The 18,132-nt window shown below is 39.9% G+C and carries 23 protein-coding genes; 13 read left to right on the plus strand and 10 right to left on the minus strand.

Going from position 1 to position 18,132, the window contains the following annotated elements; translation table 11 throughout:
* Window positions 1–3: 3 nt before the first annotated feature.
* Complete coding sequence (locus tag IFO69_RS16705; RefSeq protein WP_192011265.1) at window positions 4–465, plus strand: DUF4268 domain-containing protein; 462 nt, start codon at window positions 4–6, stop codon at window positions 463–465.
* Here the strand turns inward: IFO69_RS16705 and IFO69_RS16710 are convergent.
* Window positions 460–960 (minus strand): DUF6265 family protein, encoded by a 501-nt coding sequence (locus tag IFO69_RS16710; RefSeq protein ID WP_192011266.1) that lies wholly within the window; start codon window positions 958–960, stop codon window positions 460–462. The two genes, IFO69_RS16705 and IFO69_RS16710, sit on opposite strands and share 6 nt — an antisense overlap.
* 17 nt (window positions 961–977) lie before the next feature.
* Window positions 978–1,298, minus strand: a complete 321-nt coding sequence (locus IFO69_RS16715; protein ID WP_192011267.1) for a HesB/IscA family protein — start codon at window positions 1,296–1,298, stop codon at window positions 978–980.
* 104 nt (window positions 1,299–1,402) lie between these two features.
* Here IFO69_RS16715 and IFO69_RS16720 point away from each other — a divergent pair, with 104 nt between their 5' ends.
* The 4 genes from IFO69_RS16720 to IFO69_RS16735 are packed head-to-tail and all read left to right on the plus strand — an operon-like array spanning window position 1,403 to window position 3,739.
* A complete protein-coding gene (locus IFO69_RS16720; RefSeq protein ID WP_192011268.1) occupies window positions 1,403–1,924 on the plus strand; it encodes a DUF7935 family protein in 522 nt (173 codons plus the stop codon).
* Between the two features lie 13 nt (window positions 1,925–1,937).
* On the plus strand, window positions 1,938–2,354 hold the full coding sequence (locus IFO69_RS16725; RefSeq protein WP_192011269.1) for a YkvA family protein: 417 nt from the start codon (window positions 1,938–1,940) through the stop codon (window positions 2,352–2,354).
* Window positions 2,355–2,389: 35 nt separating this feature from the next.
* Window positions 2,390–3,001 carry a thioredoxin family protein gene (locus IFO69_RS16730; protein ID WP_192011270.1) on the plus strand — a complete coding sequence of 204 codons (612 nt, stop codon included), beginning with the start codon at window positions 2,390–2,392 and terminating at the stop codon, window positions 2,999–3,001.
* Between the two features lie 18 nt (window positions 3,002–3,019).
* Entirely contained in the window at window positions 3,020–3,739 is a 720-nt protein-coding gene (locus IFO69_RS16735) for an NAD-dependent epimerase/dehydratase family protein (RefSeq protein ID WP_192011271.1), read from the plus strand.
* Between the two features lie 32 nt (window positions 3,740–3,771).
* On the opposite strand, the gene IFO69_RS16740 is transcribed toward IFO69_RS16735, so the two are convergent.
* On the minus strand, window positions 3,772–4,956 hold the full coding sequence (locus IFO69_RS16740) for a hypothetical protein (protein ID WP_192011272.1): 1,185 nt from the start codon (window positions 4,954–4,956) through the stop codon (window positions 3,772–3,774).
* A gap of 36 nt (window positions 4,957–4,992) precedes the next feature.
* Here IFO69_RS16740 and dtd point away from each other — a divergent pair, with 36 nt between their 5' ends.
* The 3 genes from dtd to IFO69_RS16755 are packed head-to-tail and all read left to right on the plus strand — an operon-like array spanning window position 4,993 to window position 7,336.
* Window positions 4,993–5,445, plus strand: coding sequence for a D-aminoacyl-tRNA deacylase (dtd, locus tag IFO69_RS16745; protein ID WP_192011273.1), 453 nt, complete (start codon window positions 4,993–4,995; stop codon window positions 5,443–5,445).
* A 4-nt stretch (window positions 5,446–5,449) separates the two neighbouring features.
* Window positions 5,450–6,955: an ATP-binding cassette domain-containing protein gene (locus IFO69_RS16750; RefSeq protein WP_192011274.1), complete on the plus strand. Its 1,506-nt coding sequence runs from the start codon at window positions 5,450–5,452 to the stop codon at window positions 6,953–6,955.
* A 54-nt stretch (window positions 6,956–7,009) separates the two neighbouring features.
* Window positions 7,010–7,336, plus strand: coding sequence for a nucleotide pyrophosphohydrolase (locus IFO69_RS16755; protein ID WP_192011275.1), 327 nt, complete (start codon window positions 7,010–7,012; stop codon window positions 7,334–7,336).
* A gap of 66 nt (window positions 7,337–7,402) precedes the next feature.
* Here the strand turns inward: IFO69_RS16755 and IFO69_RS16760 are convergent, their stop codons facing one another.
* From IFO69_RS16760 to IFO69_RS16785, 6 genes are all read right to left on the minus strand, one after another.
* Window positions 7,403–8,596 carry a beta-ketoacyl synthase N-terminal-like domain-containing protein gene (locus tag IFO69_RS16760; RefSeq protein ID WP_225444176.1) on the minus strand — a complete coding sequence of 398 codons (1,194 nt, stop codon included), beginning with the start codon at window positions 8,594–8,596 and terminating at the stop codon, window positions 7,403–7,405.
* Window positions 8,565–9,161 carry a dethiobiotin synthase gene (gene bioD / locus IFO69_RS16765; RefSeq protein ID WP_192011276.1) on the minus strand — a complete coding sequence of 199 codons (597 nt, stop codon included), beginning with the start codon at window positions 9,159–9,161 and terminating at the stop codon, window positions 8,565–8,567. The genes IFO69_RS16760 and bioD overlap by 32 nt, the downstream gene beginning before the upstream one ends.
* A gap of 1 nt (window position 9,162) precedes the next feature.
* Window positions 9,163–10,284, minus strand: coding sequence for an aminotransferase class I/II-fold pyridoxal phosphate-dependent enzyme (locus tag IFO69_RS16770; protein ID WP_192011277.1), 1,122 nt, complete (start codon window positions 10,282–10,284; stop codon window positions 9,163–9,165).
* 618 nt (window positions 10,285–10,902) lie between these two features.
* Complete coding sequence (locus IFO69_RS16775; protein ID WP_192011278.1) at window positions 10,903–11,628, minus strand: 2-phosphosulfolactate phosphatase; 726 nt, start codon at window positions 11,626–11,628, stop codon at window positions 10,903–10,905.
* 57 nt (window positions 11,629–11,685) lie between these two features.
* A complete protein-coding gene (gene gcvT, locus IFO69_RS16780; protein WP_192011279.1) occupies window positions 11,686–12,780 on the minus strand; it encodes a glycine cleavage system aminomethyltransferase GcvT in 1,095 nt (364 codons plus the stop codon).
* 121 nt (window positions 12,781–12,901) lie between these two features.
* Window positions 12,902–13,228 (minus strand): HesB/IscA family protein, encoded by a 327-nt coding sequence (locus IFO69_RS16785; protein ID WP_192011280.1) that lies wholly within the window; start codon window positions 13,226–13,228, stop codon window positions 12,902–12,904.
* Window positions 13,229–13,323: 95 nt separating this feature from the next.
* On the opposite strand from IFO69_RS16785, the gene mce reads away from it, so the two are divergent.
* Together mce and thiL are read left to right on the plus strand one after the other, a co-directional pair.
* Window positions 13,324–13,737 carry a methylmalonyl-CoA epimerase gene (mce, locus tag IFO69_RS16790; protein ID WP_192011281.1) on the plus strand — a complete coding sequence of 138 codons (414 nt, stop codon included), beginning with the start codon at window positions 13,324–13,326 and terminating at the stop codon, window positions 13,735–13,737.
* 38 nt (window positions 13,738–13,775) lie between these two features.
* Window positions 13,776–14,804, plus strand: coding sequence for a thiamine-phosphate kinase (gene thiL / locus IFO69_RS16795; RefSeq protein WP_192011282.1), 1,029 nt, complete (start codon window positions 13,776–13,778; stop codon window positions 14,802–14,804).
* 85 nt (window positions 14,805–14,889) lie between these two features.
* On the opposite strand, the gene ruvC is transcribed toward thiL, so the two are convergent.
* Window positions 14,890–15,462, minus strand: coding sequence for a crossover junction endodeoxyribonuclease RuvC (gene ruvC / locus IFO69_RS16800; protein WP_192011283.1), 573 nt, complete (start codon window positions 15,460–15,462; stop codon window positions 14,890–14,892).
* A gap of 26 nt (window positions 15,463–15,488) precedes the next feature.
* Here ruvC and IFO69_RS16805 point away from each other — a divergent pair, with 26 nt between their 5' ends.
* From IFO69_RS16805 to IFO69_RS16815, 3 genes are read left to right on the plus strand one after another with little or no spacing between them, the layout of a single operon-like run.
* Entirely contained in the window at window positions 15,489–16,610 is a 1,122-nt protein-coding gene (locus IFO69_RS16805) for a glycosyltransferase (protein ID WP_192011284.1), read from the plus strand.
* Between the two features lie 42 nt (window positions 16,611–16,652).
* The gene (locus IFO69_RS16810; RefSeq protein ID WP_192011285.1) at window positions 16,653–16,904 is read left to right on the plus strand and encodes a hypothetical protein; all 252 of its coding nucleotides are present in this window, start codon (window positions 16,653–16,655) and stop codon (window positions 16,902–16,904) included.
* Window positions 16,905–16,915: 11 nt separating this feature from the next.
* On the plus strand, window positions 16,916–18,127 hold the full coding sequence (locus tag IFO69_RS16815) for a PP2C family protein-serine/threonine phosphatase (RefSeq protein WP_192011286.1): 1,212 nt from the start codon (window positions 16,916–16,918) through the stop codon (window positions 18,125–18,127).
* Window positions 18,128–18,132 lie beyond the last annotated feature (5 nt).

An 18,132-nucleotide genomic window follows, 5' to 3' on the forward strand; every position in this document is an offset into this window, starting at 1 on the left:
TAAGTGTATAAACGAGCGGAAATCACCAAAACCAAAAAGGATTTTTGGACAGCCTTTGGGCAATATATGAAACCGGTACCTTCAGCTGAAGGAAGTCGGGTCAACTGGCAAAACTACAAAACCCATGTTGGTCAAGTGTTTTTTAGGATGAAAGCCGAAAGAGGCTATGCCTCTATTGGAATAGAGATCAACCACAAGGATACAGAAATACAGGAATTGGTATTTGAGCAGTTCGAGACTTTCAAGAAGATATTGCACGGAACTTTGGGAGAAGAGTGGGATTGGCAGCTTCATGCCCAAGATGAATATGGCAAGGTGGTTTCGATAATAGAAAAAAGAATTGACGGTGTCAATGTTATGGAACGTGATAGCTGGTCTGAAATCATTTCTTTCCTCAAGCCCCGCATCATTGCCCTTGATGAATTTTGGTCTAATGTGAAACCGGCTTTTGAAGACTTTTTATAGGTTCTCTTTAATATACTCAAATGTTTCAATGGAGGATTCTCCATTATGTTCCATAGCCAGCTTAAGGATCATTTTTTCTCCTTCACGACGAATGGTAAGTCCACTAAAATATGCCGTTTGCTCTTCAGTTTTGATAAAGCGAAAATTGACCCATTCTTCTTTTTCTTCCCATCCAGTGAAATTGGCCCCGAAATGCTTGACTTTTAGTTGAAGTTTTCCTTCTTCCTCCAGAATAGCCATATACTCTGAAAAGACCAACTTCCCATTTTCTATAAACCTAAAAATACCCACCATACTGTTCCCTTGTTGTGGCAACCAAAGTTCTTCGCATTCACCACCAAAACCATTTCCTTTCCAAAATCCAACCATCCAGTTCAAATCAGAAAGGTTACCAGGTGCCGCTTTTTCACCCTCTTTTAGTTTGAGAACCTCTTGACCCAAAGTAAGGTTAATAGTTACAAAACAGGCAACAAGGAATAAGAAGATCTTTTTCATAGCAGTGGGGTTAGGTTTTACTCTTTTACATCATGTCTTTTAGGAATGTCAGGGTTGACAAAGGTAAATCCGCGTGCATCATTACCCTCATAGAAATCTACTTGCATGCCCATCAAGAACATCACATGTTTTTTTTCAATCAGCACAGGGATTCCCTCCAATTCAAATTGCTCATCTCCATCCTTTGATTTGTCGAAGCCCAAAGCATAGGACATGCCGCCACAACCTCCTCCTTTAACACCTACTCTCAAGGAGTAGTCTGAGGGGATGTTCTTGGTCTCCATGATACTTTTAATTTCTTCTTGGGCCTTCTCTGTAATGGTAATCGGTATCAGCATGCCTAGTAAATGTTCTGATTGATTTGTTAGTTCAAAAATAATGACAAATAATCAACTTCTCTTTGAAATATTTTAGATATTCGGGTATTAATCGAAAATAGTGAATGGCGTATTTTATTGAATTGTTAAAGATCATTGTACCAGCCGGGCTGGTAATTTATGGGATGTATTTGGTTATTGTGTCCTTTTTGTCCAAAGAAAGGGAAGCCAAGTTGATTACTTTGAAAACCCGAAATTCTGACACTGTATTACCTATTCGTCTTCAGGCTGCAGAGCGCTTGTGTTTATTGCTTGAAAGGCTCACACCCAATAATTTGGTAAGGAGGGTGAATGATCAAGCTTATTCCGCTAGGGAACTTCATAGTCTCTTGCTGAGTGAAATCAGGGAAGAGTTCAACCATAATTTGGCGCAGCAAGTTTACTTTTCTGATGAGGCTTGGGAGAGTGTTCGCAATGCTGTAGAGGGAGTCATTACCTTGGTCAATAGGGCCATGCAAGAAGTAAATCCTGAAGCCAAGGGAATGGATTTGGCCAAGAAGATATTCCAGTTATCTTTAGAACAGAAAAACGATGGCATTTCTTTTGCGTTACAAAAGGTGAAATCTGAAATCAGGGTATACTTCTAAGGAAAAAGACATTATGGCAAACTGGAAGAGTGAACAAGGGAATTTACTGGATAGAGCAAAAGGGCTTTATCAGGCCAAAGCTGAAAAGATAGTGGAGAGCAAAGAGAAAGTGCAGCAACTTATTCAAAAAGTCACTGATAAACTCCACCAATTAGCTGAAAACCCTACTGTCAAGGAATCAAAATTCTATATCGATGTGGTGCTCAGAATGGTGAAAGCCTATTATAAAAATGAGTATCGTAGTTTTTCTACCAAAACATTGGTGCTTTTGGTTTTAGGTTTGCTTTACTTTGTTATGCCTTTTGACCTAATTCCTGATTTTATCGTTGGTTTAGGGTTTGTCGATGATCTATCCGTTTTGTTGGCCATTACCAAAAGTGTCCAAAGTGATATTTATGATTTTTTAGAATGGGAAAGAACTAAGGTATAGTCAGTCTTGTTAAGGCTGAAAAACAAGGAAACGATATGAATACCATTACTTCTTCGATTAGCCATGAGCTAATTGACCAAGCGATGAGCTATACACGATACAAAGAATTAATTGATCAACTGTTTTCTGAAAAGAAGACTACAGGTAACAATCATTCGGATTCTATGATCGAATATACACGGATCAATATCCAAAGGATGAAACGTTGGGACAAAACATCCACTGTAGGAGAGGAAGCAGTTGAACTGATTAAGAAAATTGACAGAAAACAAGTGTGGTTGGTTTTGACGGAAGGATGGTGTGGAGATGGTGCACAAAATATGCCTTATCTTGAAAAGTTGGCAGCCTTTTCTGACCTTGTTGAAGTTAAGTACATCCTAAGAGATGAAAACTTGGAAGTAATGGACGGTTACCTTACCAATGGAGGTCGTTCCATCCCAAAATTGATTGCTTTGGACATGGTAACTTTGGAAGAGTTGTTTACCTGGGGTCCTAGGCCTAGTGAATTACAAAAAATGGTGATGAATTACAAAGCAGATCCACAAGGTATATCCCAACAAGATTTTAATAATCGTGTCCATTTATGGTACGCCAAAGATAAAAATCAAACGCTTGAGCGTGATTTTATTACTTTATTAAGTAAGTAGAAATATACCAATTTCAGTATGAAGACCATCGCATTAGTTTCGGGAGCTTCTGGGTTAATAGGTGTACAGTTGCTTCATCAACTGTTCAAGGAAAAGGCCTATGATTATGTGGTTTCAGTTTCAAGAAGGGAACTGGCCTTTAAGCATCATAAATTAATTCAGGTGGTAGTGGATTTTCAAAAAATTGATCAAATCAGTCTGTTGGATAAACTCAGGGAGTTTGATTTTGGTGGCGATAATCATGAACTGATAAGATCAATAGAAACGAAGGACGTGCAAATGCATGCTTTTTGTGCTTTGGGAACAACGATCAAAAAGGCCAAGTCGCAAGAGAATTTCTATAAAATTGACCATGATTTTGTGATCAACTTTGCAAGGTGGGCACACCAGTGGGGAGCCAGTAAATTTTTGTATGTTAGTTCGCTTGGGGCAGATCAACAGTCATCTATTTTTTACAATAAAGTAAAAGGAGAAGTGGAAGAGGACTTAAAGGTAATTCCTTTCAAATACTTAGGCATTTTCAGGCCTTCAATTTTATTGGGAGATCGAAAGGAGACGAGGATAGGGGAGTCAGTCGGTAAAGCTGTGATGAAAGCCTTTACTTCATTTGGCCTGTTCAAAAAGTACAAACCCATCTATGATCATCAGGTGGCAAAAGCCATGATTCACCAAGCGCTCAATGATGAACTGGAAGTGGTGAAAATTATAGAATCCAAACAAATGCAGGTTTTTGAATGAAGGTAAATTGAGAAAAGACACTTTCTTAGTGACTATGATGGATTTACCTTTAAGTATTTTTTGCTAATCAAAGCTAAAAGCAATGTATATACCAAGTAGATTACTACCCAGTTCCAAGGCGCATATTCAGGATACCATGTCTTCCAATTTTCAAAATCACTTCCACCATCAGGAATAAATTCGAATAAACGCTGAACTGGAATACTTATCGCCAATAATATGATCCATTGGCGGAAAGACAGGGTTAATTTCTGCAGAAACAGGAGCATCATAAATGGAGCTCCAAGAAATGCGATTCTTGTAAAATCTCCTCCCGCAAAGAGACTAAAGAATAGATATACACCAACTAATGGAAACAATACTTTTTGGAATTCATTTTCTGAATAGATCAAAAGTTTTCTATTCCAAATCATAATCCATATAAAAGCTCCATAAGCCAAGGATAGTGAAAGCCCCCATCTAAGCAACAGGTCGGGATGACCAATCAAACCAAGTGTATTATTAAAAAGGTTGATAATGGCATTTTTTCCAGTATTTGCTCCGGGGAAATAAAGACTGGTAGTTTTTAAGGTAATAAAACTTAATGCCAGTGCCACTAACAAATAGATAAACTGTATTCTTTTACCCTTTTGAAACCATCGAATCCCGGGATAAAGGCAGAGCACAACAAGGATAGGTAAAAAAGATTCTTTTTGAATGGTAGCAATAGGCGCGATTAATATCAAAAGCCACCACTTCCTTTGGGTCAAAGCCAAAAGCAGCAAAAGTTGGAATAGGTAAAGCGGTAAGTCTACGGTAATAGGGTCGGAAAGATTGGCCTTCCAAATGCCCACCCAATGGAAAGTTATCCAAAACCATCCCAGCCAAGTTTTGAATCGGTCCAATCCCACAGTCGGAGCAACATAAAACCAAACAGGTATCCAGGCTATTCCAAAAAGAAGGTTTATAATTTTAAAATTTGTGTAAATGTCATCAAATGGAAGTTGGGCGGCCAACCAAGGAACTAATATGCGGACACTAAAGGGGTAGTTGAGTCTATAGGTTTCCAAGCTTCCCCTGAAGAATTCATAGGACTTTTGATATTGATTGGCATCAAAAAGCCCATTCAACTCATGCTGTAATGAATATTGAAACCAATTAAAAACCACAAAGCCCATTAGGCTGATGATAATAGCCAAAATGACATCCGGAAAACTGTAAATCTTAGCTGATTTCAATTAACTTCAAGGTTTTATTTCAAAAATACGATTACAATGATAGCAGTTATTCAGCGGGTTTCGGAATCTTCAGTGAAAATTGATGGAGAAATTAAGGGAGAAATAGGGGCAGGCTTGATGGTTTTGTTGGGGATTGAAGAGGCAGACAATGCTGAGGATATCACTTGGCTAAGTAAGAAGATTGTCAACTTGAGGATTTTTGGTGATGAGAATGGAGTGATGAACAAGAGCTTGTTGGATGTGGACGGGGATATACTTTTGATCAGCCAGTTTACCTTGCATGCCAGTACTAAAAAGGGAAATAGGCCATCCTATATCAAAGCGGCCAAGCCTGATACAGCCATTCGGTTGTATGAGTCATTTATTCAGCAGTTGGAAAGTGAAATGGGCAAAACCATTCAAACAGGAGAGTTTGGGGCGGATATGAAAGTGGCTTTGGTGAACGATGGGCCGGTAACCATCAGTATTGATTCAAAAAATAAAGTTTAAAAGGATGGGTGCCTTGTTTCTATCAACCGAAAATGCTCATGTCAGGTATTTAGACCGGAACATTTTTCAGGGCCTGAACTTCCAAATGCAGGAAGGAGAGAATTGGGCTATTCTAAGTGCTTCAGGTTCGGAGAAAACCGCTTTTTTGGATACCATTTTGGGTAAGACTGTACTTTCAGAGGGTAGGGTAACTAGGGACTTTGCCGTGGATTATCAAAAGGAAATGACAGCTCAAGGGAAGATCAATAGCTTTAGGGATTTGATTGCCGTAGTCTCCCAGAGATATACTTTTACCAATAAATCTAACCTTCAAAACTTTTATTATCAGCAACGCTTCAATTCATCCGAATCTGAAGAGGCTGACACAGTTGTAGAACACCTGATAGAAGTGGAGGCAAAGCAAGATGGACCTTGGACGGTCAAAAAAGTGATGGAGTTACTGGATTTGGAGGTTTTAAAAGATAAATCTCTGATCAAGCTTTCCAATGGTGAAAGTAGGAGGCTGGCCATTGCGGGAGCGCTTTTACGCAATCCAAAGCTTTTCCTAATGGACCAACCTATGACCGGCTTGGATGTAGATACCAGAAAGCATTTTGGAGAGGTATTGGAAGCCATGGTAGCATCCGGGATTCAGGTGATCATGACGACTTCTCCAGAGGAAATTCCCAATGCCATCACAAACGTGGCTATATTGGATGGAGGTAAAATTGTGCAGTTGGAGAGAAGAGAAGATTTTCACGAAAGAGATCTGATCAACCATGCAGCGCTTTCACAATTTGATCATAAAAAGCTGGATGAATTGATCCAGAATAATCCGGTTAAGCGATTTGATACGCTGGTAAAGATGAGCCAGATCCATATACAATATAATGGCAAGGTGATTTTGGATCAGGTCAACTGGGAAGTGGAACAAGGAGAATGTTGGGTTCTAAAAGGACACAATGGAGCGGGTAAATCTACCTTGCTAAGTTTGATCAATGGAGAGAATCCTCAGGCTTATGCCAATGATATTGTGCTATTTGGAAGAAAGCGAGGAACCGGAGAAACGATTTGGGATATCAAGCGCCCCATAGGTTTTGTGTCACCAGAACTGGCCAGGTATTTTCCCAGAAACCAGACCTGTTTGAAGGTGGTGCTTTCTGGTTTATTTGATTCTATTGGCTTGTTTAAAAAAGTAAGTGAGGAGCAAGAGCAACTTGCCATGGAATGGTTGAAGCTCTTTAGGATAGAACATGTGGCCCAAATGCTTTTGCACCAGATTCCATTGGAGAACCAGCGCTTTTGCCTTTTGGCCAGGGCCCTAATAAAATCTCCTGCTCTATTGATCCTTGATGAGGCTGCTCAAGGCATGGATGATGAGCAAAGGATTTTGTTCCGTGAGACGATCGACCATATTGGAAGGCATCCCGATGTTTCGATGATTTATGTAAGCCATTATGAAGAAGATATTCCAAAAGTGGTGGATAGAGAATTGGTATTGGAAGAAGGGAAAGTAGTGAAGATGGTTTGATGTCAAACTCAAAAGAAAAAACGATTATTTATAAGGAAGCTGTAATAAAAAAAGATGACGATAGAAGAAGCACAAGAAAAGGTAGATCATTGGATCAAAACGGTTGGGGTAAGGTATTTTAATGAGCTGACGAATATGACTATTTTGACAGAAGAAGTGGGAGAGTTGGCGCGGATCATGGCCAGGAAATATGGTGAACAGTCCTTTAAGGAAAGCGACAAGGGCAAAGATCTAGGAGATGAAATGGCCGATGTGCTTTGGGTATTAATCTGCTTGGCCAATCAAACAGGGGTGGACCTAACTAAGGCTCTGGAAAAGAATTTTGAGAAGAAAAATATCAGAGATATTGATCGGCACAAAAACAATGACAAGCTGAAATGATATGAAGTTAGATATTAGACCCTAGATATAAGATTTTTCTCATGTCTAGCGTCTAATATCATAAATCTATTTTCCAACCACCGCACAGATAGCTTGCCCGCCAAACCCTAAGGCTGTAATCAAGATTCTTCTGATGGCAATAGGTGGGGCACAGTCATTTTTGATGTAGTCGGGTAATGCCGGCAGTTCTTGGTTTTGCAAGATGGAGATGGCCAAATCCAAATTGGCCGCTAAGCTGGAACCAAGTGAATGTCCAATCTTCCACTTGTTGGAAATAGTATAAGGAACTTTGTTGCCAAAGACGGTTTGGTAAGCATTTTTTTCAGCTATATCTCCCAGTTTGGTGCCAGGAAAGTGTCCGATGATTAAATCAATACCTGAAGTAGATTCAGCATTTAAGGCCCTTTTTGCTGCAGTTAATATGCAATTTCCTTGGGAGGATAATTCGGTGGAATGGTGGATCTTTTCTACAGCCGAACCCACCCCATCCAAATAGGCAAGTACATTGTTATTGTTTTTCTTTAGCTCGAAAGCGTAAGCCCCTTCACCGAGTACCATGGTATTTTGTTCCTTCTCGAAATCCATGGACCTGCAAGGGTAGTTATTATTCGCTCCATTGGCATAAATTCGAATCGCCTTCATTTGGTCTATGGTCAATTGACCCGTGGGGCATTCCACTGCTGCGGCGATAAAACTATCCGCCATACCGCTACTCAGCCATGCAAAGGCATTTTGTAAAGTCAGTCCAAAGCTGCTACAAGTGGAGGATTGAAAGAAAAGGGAACTATCTGATTCATGCAATAAGCTGGGCCAACTGCTGGCAAAGCCTAAAGTAGAATGAGGGGAAGTCCAGACAGGCAGACTTGGGTTTTCCAGCTGCATTCTGGATAGGAAATCAATGCTTCCCCTTGAAGTGGCCGCATTGATCATCTGACCTTCTGAAGGTTGTAAATCCAATTTGTTGATGAGGTAAGAAAGCAGTTTGGCTTCCTCTGGAAAGCGTTCTGGTTTATGCCCCAGGTCTTGGATGTACGCGTTTATGTTTTTCCATAAACTGAGAGAAACGCTTGCTTTCCAATCTCCACTATGGTTTTGGTCAAAAGAATGTTCCTTTTTAGTGTACCTCTGTCTTTCTTGAGATTCATATAGCCCTAAAGGATTAATTCCCATGGCTTTAGTGATGCCAATTTTATTCTTCTCCGGTCTCATCTCTTCACGATAATTCATCTCACCCGATATTTTTAAGATGCGGCAATTCATTTTTATCTATATCCCATTCATCCATTCTGTATTGTGCTACAGGGGTGAATCGTTTCAAAATAGCACTTTCGGAAGAAGTATTTTCTTCACCGTTCCAGATTATGGTGAAATCCTTAATTCCTGCCGAGGTCAATGCTTGCAGTGTCAGCAAACTATGGTTGATGCTGCCCAAATAATGCCTGATGACCACTACCGGATGCAGTTTTGATTCCAATAGAAAATCCAGATAGGTTTGAGTTTCATTGAAGGGAACCATAAGTCCTCCGGCCCCCTCTACACAAAGTTTTTCGGTGCCTTTTGGAATAAGTGAAGCAGGAAGGGAAATTTCAATATCCTCCAGCTGTGCAGCCAAGTGAGGGGATTGAGGTGTTTTTAACCTGTAAGCTTCTTGATGAATATAAGTCCCTGGCGAATATTTGGAAATAAAAATGGTGTCAGATTGGTCGAGATCACCACATTGCACAGGTTTCCAATACGCGTGTCCAAATGTTTTGCAAAGGGCTGCCGAACAAACTGTTTTGCCTATTCCTGTTCCTATTCCTGTAACAAATACCTTATTGTTCATTTTATTTATTCAACAAGCAGATAAGCTCTTGTATTTCTTTTTTAGTATTAAAGGCGTGTAGTACCAGCCGAATTCTTTCCTCTCCAGGTTTTACCGTAGGTGATAGAATAGCATAGCAATTGATGCCTGATTGATGTAATAATTTCACTTTTTCCTTCAGTCTGGGGATATCAGCACATTGCCAATACTGAATTGGACTTGGGTTTCGGGAAAAGTTACCAGGTAACTCCTTGACCATGTCCAAATAGGTTTGAATTGCTTGATCAAGTTGGTGAAAATTATATTTATTTTTAAATAAGTCTAAAGCAGCCTTAATGCTGTTTACCTGGTCGATAGATGGTGCAGTGGTATATATAAATGCCCTACTAAAGTTAATCAGGAAATCCCTGAGCTTGCTAGAACCCAATACCATTGCTCCATGCCCTCCGGCAGCTTTACCAAAGGTAATCACCCTGGCAAAAAGGTTTGGATGACCGTAGGATGAAGCTGAAATTCCTTTTTTATCCTGTCCCAAAGTTCCAAGAGAGTGGGCTTCGTCAATGATCAAGGCTGCTTGGTACTTTTGGCAAAGAGCGAGCATTTCTTTGATGTCAGGGATATCCCCATGCATGGAAAACAATCCTTCTGTGAGCACCAAAATTCTTTTGCCTTTTTCTGCCTGCAATTTAAGCTTTCTTTCGAGGTCTAACAGATCATTATGTTTAAAGGCTATCTTTTGTCCAAAGCCCAGACGCATTCCTTCCTTAATACTGGCGTGGACATGCTCATCAAAAACAAAACAGCTTTCCTTATCTCCCAATGCGGAAAGTAGACCTACATTGGCCATATAGCCGGAATTATAAAGTAGCGCTGCCGGGCTGTCCATGAAATCAGCAAAATCCTGCTCCAAAAGCTCTATTTCAGGATGGTTTCCACTGATTAGTCTGGAGCCAGTGGCTCCTGTCCATTGCGGAGAGGAAGTTTGAGGGGTTGGTTGATTGAGCAGACCTTTTGTGGAGTAACCAAGGTAATCGTTAGAAAAGAAGTCCACTTTATGAGGGGAAGTTGTTTTAAGCGTCCTCAATTTATTGGAAGAGGCCGCTTGATCCAATCTGGACTGGATAAATTGGTGGTGCTTTTCCATGGAACACAAAGGTAAATTCTATTGACCGAATTGCAAAGGATAAACCACAAAGTAGATGGAAGACCCAAGTGAAATATAGTCTAAAGAATCACAGAAAAAGCAGAGGTGCCCCAAAGTGCTCTGAGGTTTGGTTAAAGAAGGTGAAGGAGAAAGTTGTATTTTGGGAAAAATTGATAACAGGTGTATTTATTATTAAATATATCCGCTATCACAACAGTATATTTTACGCTTCAGAATATTCTCACAAAGACAGCACTGATCGTACAGAAATGATTGGTTCATCTTGTATACCGCCAGCTAGAACAAGAAAATCACCGACACGGACTGGACAGTCTGTGGAAAATCAGGTGACTGATATGAAAACGGTCCTGTATTAACGAATTTAACATTTTTAACGTTCCTGCTTTAACCCGTGTTTATCCCGTGTTTTATCCGTGTTTCTCTTATCAATGACTTAGGCTTGTCCACACCTTAAGTCCTGGTAAAGCAAGGGAAGATACACTTCAGGGGAGGGGATTGATGGTGAGTGATAGATTCTTAGACTAAACATCTTGTGGTCAAAATGATGTTTAATATAAAATATCTGTGTTCTCTGTGAATCCTTGGTGACCTCCGTGGTTAAACCACCTTATTAAGTGATACTTTTACTAATTCCTCACCTTCGAGTTTTCCGACGAAGTTGTATTTGTCCAAAGTCAGGCAAAAGTCAATATCCGCATCAATATTGTGGTTTTGCAATCTCTTGGCGTGGGAAGCTTGGCTCAGAAAGCTTTTAAGGTCCCCTTGGTTTTGTTCAAAAAGGGCTTTCATTCCAATGGCGCCGTCACAATCAAAGTCAAACTCATTGGCCAAAACACTTACTAAAGCGCCAGCATATAAAGAGTCCTCCAAGTTGAACATCCCCTTCCATCCGGCACAGTGGATGACCACATCTTTGCCTTGCTGAATAAGGTAATCTGCTGTAGCCTGCAAATTCAAGAATGCCCCTATTAAAACTTCAGCGGCATCTTTTTTTGATTTCTCAATTGTCAGTGTTCCGTTGGTAGTAGTAACGGCAATCTTCTTTCCGGCATAAGCATTGTTCAGATAGCTTAGTGGCGAGTTTCCCAGTTCGAAACCTTCTGCAGTTTGACCATTCCTTTCTCCAGCTATGATATAGCCTTTGGATTTCATGTTTCTGCAAGCTTCCAAACCCGCCACCGGAGTTATTGAAGATACCTTATTGGCCAATCCTGTGATCATGGTAGAGGTGGCACGAAAAATATCAACAACTACTACAATTTTGTTTTTTAAATCGTGCAGATGTACCAGTTCAGGGCTTAGACAGACTTCGATTTTAGGCATAATAAAAGCAATGAGTTCCTGTATACAGCACAGGAACTCTATATTTAAATGATTTTTTTATTTCTTTAGCAAAGGTAGTTTTTCCACTACAGCAGCCAAGTTTTTGTTTCGCACACTAATGGCGATTTCTGTACCCGGCTTTGCATAAGCGATATCCACATACCCCAAACCAATGCCAATCCCCATACTAGGTGACATGGTTCCAGAAGTAACTTCTCCTATTTGTTCACCTGATTCATTGAGAATCGGATAGTGGGCTCTTGGAATACCTTTGTCTTTAAACTTAAAACCTACCAATTTTCTGGAAACACCCTCCTCTTTTTGCTGCTTTAAATTATCACTATTGATAAAATCTTTGGTGAATTTGGTGATCCAGCCAAGACCTGCCTCAAGAGGTGAGGTGGTGTCATCAATGTCGTTGCCATACAGACAGTACCCCATTTCCAATCTCAATGTATCTCTGGCACCAAGGCCAATAGGCTTGATGTCAAATTCAGCACCCGCCTCAAATATCGCATCCCAAACAGCAAGGGCATCTTCATTTTTGACATAAATCTCAAAGCCACCAGCTCCAGTGTATCCCGTTCCAGAAATAATGACGTCTTGTATACCTGCAAATTCACCGATAGCAAAATGATAGAATTTGATTTCATCCAATTTCACTGATGTCAATTTTTGTAATGCAGCAGTTGCTTTGGGGCCTTGAACAGCAAATAGAGAGATTTCATCAGAAATGTTTTCCAACTCGGCTCCTACAGTGTTATGTTGATTTACCCAATCCCAATCTTTATCGATATTGGAAGCATTGACTACCAGCATATATTCTTCTTCGCCCATCTTGTAGACGATCAAGTCATCCACGATTCCTCCTTTTTCATTTGGAAAGCAAGAATATTGTGCTTGATCAATGACCAGCTTGGAAGCATCATTGGAAGTGACTTTTTGGATCAAGGCCAAAGCATTGGGGCCTTTGACCATAAATTCGCCCATGTGGGAAACATCAAAAACGCCTACGCCATTTCTAACAGTATTGTGCTCTTCTTTGTCTGAGGAATACCTGACAGGCATATTATATCCTGCAAAAGGCACCATTTTTCCTCCTAATTCAATGTGCTTGTCGTTAAGCGCGACTTTTTTGATTGTGTTTTCCATATACTTGGGTCTTATTTCCTTTTCGGCAAAGGTAATAAATGAGCCCTAAAAAACGAGAAAGGAAACAAAAAAGACCGACTATTTAGGCCGGTCTTTAAAATGAGTTTGTTCGATTTGCTTTTTAGATGGCGAAGCTTTCTCCACATCCGCAAGTGCGGGAAGCATTAGGGTTGACAAATTGAAAACCTTTGCCGTTCAGGCCATCGGTGAATTCCAAGGTGGTGCCAGCCAAGTAAAGTAAGCTTTTTTTATCTACAAGGATCTTGATTCCATTGTCTTCAAATACTTTGTCACTATCGGCAATGTTCTCGTCAAAGCCTAGGTCGTACATCAAGCCCGAGCAGCCACCGCCCTTTACCGATACTCGGATATTCTCATTGTCCTTTCTGCCCTCTTCCTGTTTCAATTCTAGGATCCGCTCTTTTGCTTTGTCTGAAACGATGATCATATTTTCTGTAGATTAATGTTCAAGTGAATTTAGATTAAGCTATAAACATGCTTAACTTAGAAATAATTCCTACTACAAATATACAAATTTAGCGCATGAGAAAAATCGAGCACTTAGGAATAGCTGTGAAAGACCTAAAAAAATCCACAGAATTGTTTGAAAAGCTCCTTGGTAAGCCATCTTATAAAGAAGAAGCGGTAAAAAGAGAGGAAGTTGTTACCTCTTTTTTTCAAGTGGGAGAAACCAAGATAGAACTGCTTCAGTCAAGTGATAGTCAAGGTCCTATTCGTAAGTTTATCGAAAAAAGAAATGAAGGATTGCACCATATTGCATTTGCAGTTGATGATATTTATGCAGAAATGAAAAGACTTCAAGAAGCAGGTTTCGAAGTGCTCAATGATGTACCAAAAAGAGGTGCGGATCATAAATTAATTGTATTTTTGCACCCTCGATCCACCAATGGTGTTTTGGTGGAATTGTGTCAGGAGATAGATTCAAGTTTAGAATAAATTCTTGAAAGAACAGAAAAGCTTAAGAAAAGTATATCATGAGTGAAAAGAGAACAGAAATAGGAGAACTGGGAGAGTTTGGTCTGATTGATCAGTTGAATAGTAAAATAAAAATACGACATCAGGAAACTTTAAAAGGAATCGGTGATGATGCAGCGGTATTGGATGCAGGGGACAAGGTAAAGGTAATCACTACTGACCTTTTACTTGAAGGGGTTCATTTTGATCTTTCCTATGCACCACTTCATCATTTGGGGTTCAAAGCGGTTGCTGTCAATATTTCAGATGTAGCAGCTATGAACGCCTTTCCCAAACAGATAACTGTAAGTATTGCCTTGAGCAATAGATTTTCTGTGGAGGCGGTGGAGGCTTTATATGCAGGAATTAATGCCGCAGCAGAACATTATAATGTTGACGTTATCGGAGGAGATACCACCAGTTCAAGGTCCGGTTTGGTAATTTCTGTAACTGCTATTGGAGAGGTAGAAAAAGGCAAGGAAGTATATCGTTCTGGAGCCAAAGTAAATGATATTATCTGTGTTACTGGGGATCTAGGAGCAGCTTTAATCGGCCTTCAGGTTTTGGAAAGAGAAAAAGAGGTATTTATGGCTGACCCTAATATGAAACCTCAATTGGATAAGTACTCTTATGTGACAGGCCGGCAACTTAAACCCGACGCCAGAATGGATATCATCCATGAGCTAAAGGAGTTGGATGTGGTTCCTACAGCTATGATGGATGTCTCAGATGGACTAGCCTCTGAACTTTTTCATATCTGTAAAGAATCCAATGTCGGGGTAATGATTTATGAGGATAAATTACCAATCGATAAGCAAACCTTTGATACAGCGGTAGAGTTCAACTTAGATCCGATTACTTGTGTTTTGAATGGGGGAGAGGATTATGAATTGTTGTTTACGATCAGTCAAGATGATTTTCATAAGTTGGAAAAACACCCAGATATTCATTTTATCGGTCATGTGACCAAAGCAGATGAAGGGAAGTTTATGGTGACAAAAAGTGAAACGGCCGTTCAGCTAAAAGCACAAGGCTGGGTGCACTTTTAGAAGCAAAGGCTATTGAGTATTATTAACCACAGTTGGAAAGATGAAAAGAGAGAATTGATTCTTTTTTGCTACCAGCTGTGGTTTTTTATTTGACCCTATCAGGATTTTCTTCCAAAAAGGCTTTCCATCCTGCGGTTCTTCCTCGTGTTTGTAATCGTCCATCATGGAAATGGTGGCATAGTGCCACAGCCAATGCATCGGTAGCATCCAATAGCTTGGGGATTGATTCAATTTTTAAAAGTGTTTTGAGCATTTCAGCCACTTGTTCTTTGGAGGCATTACCATTTCCAGTGACAGATTGTTTTACTTTTTTGGGAGAGTATTCGGCAATGGGGATATCCCTGGCCAACGCTGCTGCCATCGCCACTCCTTGAGCCCGCCCTAACTTCAGCATAGACTGGACATTTTGTCCATAAAAGGGAGCTTCCAAAGCTACTTTGTCCGGCAAGAATTCATCGATAATGCCGATAATCCGTTCAAAAATCTTTTTCAGTTTTAGTTCATGAGAACCATATTTCTTAAGGTGGATAACACCATATTGTATGGTCTCATATTTATTTCCTTTTACCAAAATCAATCCATAGCCCATCACATTTGTGCCGGGATCAATTCCTAAAATGATTTGTTCTTTCACCTCCTTTTTCGCTATTTTGCCCATTAGCGCAATTTAGTAGAAATCCTCCCATGGGCATGAATCTTTTGGCATTTTTCTTTTTTGGAGCCTTGGTTATTTATTTGGCCATATTGGTGATGCTGGCCGTTTTTTGGCGTAAGTCAAAGGGCAAGACTACAGAGAAAATGAATATTTTCGATTATCCAGTTACCTTATTGGTTCCTTTTAGGAATGAAAAGAGCCAATTACCCAAGTTGTTGGAAAGCTTGGAGAAATTAACTTATCCAAGCTTGCAGGTTATTTTGATTGATGATGACAGCGAAGATGGTGGGGCAGAATACGTTGAGTCCTGGATCAAAGGAAAAAGTTATAGCCATTTTTTAATGGTCCAAAGTCAGGAGCAAGGGAAAAAAGGAGCGATTGAACAAGGAGTGGTTCTTTCCAACGGCTATATTATTTTAACGACTGATGCTGATTGTGTTTTGCCTACAGATTGGGTCGAAAATATGCTTCAGCCTTTTAACGACCCCAAAGTTCAAATGGTGGCTGGGCCTGTGATGTCAGAAGACAGAAAAAGTAACTTCAATCAATTCCAACAAATAGAATGGTCCAGTATTTTGTTGATGACCAATTTCTTTTTTCAGATCAATAAACCCATCATGTGTAGTGCTGCTAATATGGGTTACAGAAAAGAAGCTTTCCAACATTTGGGTGGTTATCAAGGAAACAGTGAACAGCGCTCAGGAGATGATTCGTTTTTGTTGGAGAAAATGGTAAGGGCATTTGGACATCATGCAATTCATTATTTCACTGATAAAAAAGTATTGGTTAGGACCAAGGCACAAAAAAGCTGGAGCTTATTCCTTGCACAAAGGGCGCGATGGATTAGTAAATGGAACCAGCATCAATCCATGGAAAATGCATTTGGAGCAGTGGTGACCGCTGGGTTTTCCTTGGCTAGTTTGTTAAGTCCGCTGCTACTATTGGGGTCTGGCTGGATGCCGCTTCTTTTTTTGCTTTATTGGGTACTTAAATTAGGTGTGGAGTATGTTGTGATGAATAAAGTTTTGGAAGGATATGAAATAAAAGCACCTTTTTTAAGTTTTATTTACGCGAGTTTCTGTCATCCTTGTTTTGTGATTGTTGTGGCTTTGTCTTCATTTTTCGGGAAATTCAAGTGGAAAGGAAGGTAATGTGTTTGAATAGACCTAAATTTACTTAAACATTAGATTAGGATGTCAGAGGAAGAGTATGAATTAATGGACGAATTGTATTTTGTACAGCCTTTTAGCTACCTTAAAGAGACGCTTGGTTGGGAAGAAGAGCGGTTATTGCTGGTCTTACAAGGGCTTTATGAAAGGGAACTGATCAAATGCTTAAAGGAGCCTGATAGAGAGATTTTTGATGAAGTGGAGGTAGTGAAAGAAGGAAGGGCTTATTATTATCTGGCTACCAAGAAAGGCCTTATGGAACACAATACAATGTAAATGACAAGGGTTTGACTGCAGAAACAGTAAAATATCAAAGAAAAGAACTTGAGCTCAAGGCTCTGCTGGAAATCACGCAGGCCATCAATGAGAACAAAACAGAATCTGTTCTACTCAACATATTTAAGTTTACCTGTTTGGTGCATCTTAATATTAGGTCTTTGGTTTTGTATGTGGCCAATTCAGAAGGATTTGAAGAAAGGGTAAAACATGGGGTGAAGCAAAATATTCCCAAGCTTATTCCTCACACTGATGTGGATGATAATCGGGAAATTGGGAAGCTGAATTTAGTGATGCCGGAGGATTATTCATTTAATGAACTGGATATATATGTTCCGGTTTATCATAAGGATAAGATGCTCGCTATTTTACTGCTAAAAATAAAAGATACTGAACAGGAGTTAGATCTCGACTTTACACAGGCGTTGACCAATATCCTGGTAGTGGCATTAGAAAACAAACGATTTGCTAGAAGGCAATTGGAGCAAGAAAGGTTGAAGCGTGAAGTGGAAATCGCCAGCAATGTGCAGCGGATGTTGTTTCCGGCTACCTTACCTGTTAAGGATAAAATTGATGCAAAAGTAACTTACTACCCCCATAGCACGGTTGGTGGGGACTATTATGATTTGATAGAGAAATCGGAAGATGAAGTTTTCTTTTGTATTGCTGATGTGTCAGGCAAAGGCATGCCAGCGGCTTTGTTAATGTCCAACTTTCAGGCGGCATTGAGAACTTTGCTCAGAAGCTCATCTGACTTGAAGATGGTTGCGGAACAGTTAAACTTTACCATATTTGAAAACACTAATGGGGAAAGGTTCATTACTTTCTTTTTAGGGCATTATAATTATAAGACCAAAACACTGAAATTTATCAATGCAGGTCATAATCCGCCTGTGCTTTGTTGGGAGAAAGAAGGTAAAAGTGAGCTTTTGGAAGCAGGGACTACCATTTTGGGGGCCTTTAAGCAGTTACCGTTTTTAGAAGAAGGTGAGCGCTCTGGATTAAGTGACTTTACCTTACACATGTATACAGATGGCTTGACAGAAGCTTTCAATGCAAATGATGAAGAATATGGAGAGGAACGGTTTATGTCTTTTGTCAATAGGAACAATTGCATTTCCCCTGAATATTTCCATGAAGTTTTTTTTGAGGAATGGAATGAATTTTCTGGAGAGATAGCTCGTAGGGATGACATCACCTTGTTGAGTATTCGCTTCAAATAATGGGC

The organism is Echinicola arenosa (assembly GCF_014841125.1).
Classification (GTDB): Bacteria; Bacteroidota; Bacteroidia; order Cytophagales; family Cyclobacteriaceae; genus Echinicola; species Echinicola arenosa.

Bases quoted from the DNA above. Each gene is read 5' to 3' on its own strand.
- IFO69_RS16805 (WP_192011284.1), top strand. From the start codon at position 15,489: ATGGGCATGAATCTTTTGGCATTTTTCTTTTTTGGAGCCTTGGTTATT.
- IFO69_RS16785 (WP_192011280.1), bottom strand. From the start codon at position 13,228: ATGATCATCGTTTCAGACAAAGCAAAAGAGCGGATCCTAGAATTGAAA.
- dtd (WP_192011273.1), top strand. From the start codon at position 4,993: ATGATAGCAGTTATTCAGCGGGTTTCGGAATCTTCAGTGAAAATTGAT.
- IFO69_RS16755 (WP_192011275.1), top strand. From the start codon at position 7,010: ATGACGATAGAAGAAGCACAAGAAAAGGTAGATCATTGGATCAAAACG.
- bioD (WP_192011276.1), bottom strand. From the start codon at position 9,161: ATGAACAATAAGGTATTTGTTACAGGAATAGGAACAGGAATAGGCAAA.
- IFO69_RS16810 (WP_192011285.1), top strand. From the start codon at position 16,653: ATGTCAGAGGAAGAGTATGAATTAATGGACGAATTGTATTTTGTACAG.
- IFO69_RS16720 (WP_192011268.1), top strand. From the start codon at position 1,403: ATGGCGTATTTTATTGAATTGTTAAAGATCATTGTACCAGCCGGGCTG.
- IFO69_RS16775 (WP_192011278.1), bottom strand. From the start codon at position 11,628: ATGCCTAAAATCGAAGTCTGTCTAAGCCCTGAACTGGTACATCTGCAC.
- IFO69_RS16760 (WP_225444176.1), bottom strand. From the start codon at position 8,596: ATGAATTGCCGCATCTTAAAAATATCGGGTGAGATGAATTATCGTGAA.
- IFO69_RS16750 (WP_192011274.1), top strand. From the start codon at position 5,450: ATGGGTGCCTTGTTTCTATCAACCGAAAATGCTCATGTCAGGTATTTA.
- IFO69_RS16710 (WP_192011266.1), bottom strand. From the start codon at position 960: ATGAAAAAGATCTTCTTATTCCTTGTTGCCTGTTTTGTAACTATTAAC.
- thiL (WP_192011282.1), top strand. From the start codon at position 13,776: ATGAGTGAAAAGAGAACAGAAATAGGAGAACTGGGAGAGTTTGGTCTG.
- IFO69_RS16730 (WP_192011270.1), top strand. From the start codon at position 2,390: ATGAATACCATTACTTCTTCGATTAGCCATGAGCTAATTGACCAAGCG.
- IFO69_RS16725 (WP_192011269.1), top strand. From the start codon at position 1,938: ATGGCAAACTGGAAGAGTGAACAAGGGAATTTACTGGATAGAGCAAAA.
- ruvC (WP_192011283.1), bottom strand. From the start codon at position 15,462: ATGGGCAAAATAGCGAAAAAGGAGGTGAAAGAACAAATCATTTTAGGA.
- IFO69_RS16735 (WP_192011271.1), top strand. From the start codon at position 3,020: ATGAAGACCATCGCATTAGTTTCGGGAGCTTCTGGGTTAATAGGTGTA.
- IFO69_RS16715 (WP_192011267.1), bottom strand. From the start codon at position 1,298: ATGCTGATACCGATTACCATTACAGAGAAGGCCCAAGAAGAAATTAAA.
- IFO69_RS16770 (WP_192011277.1), bottom strand. From the start codon at position 10,284: ATGGAAAAGCACCACCAATTTATCCAGTCCAGATTGGATCAAGCGGCC.
- gcvT (WP_192011279.1), bottom strand. From the start codon at position 12,780: ATGGAAAACACAATCAAAAAAGTCGCGCTTAACGACAAGCACATTGAA.
- mce (WP_192011281.1), top strand. From the start codon at position 13,324: ATGAGAAAAATCGAGCACTTAGGAATAGCTGTGAAAGACCTAAAAAAA.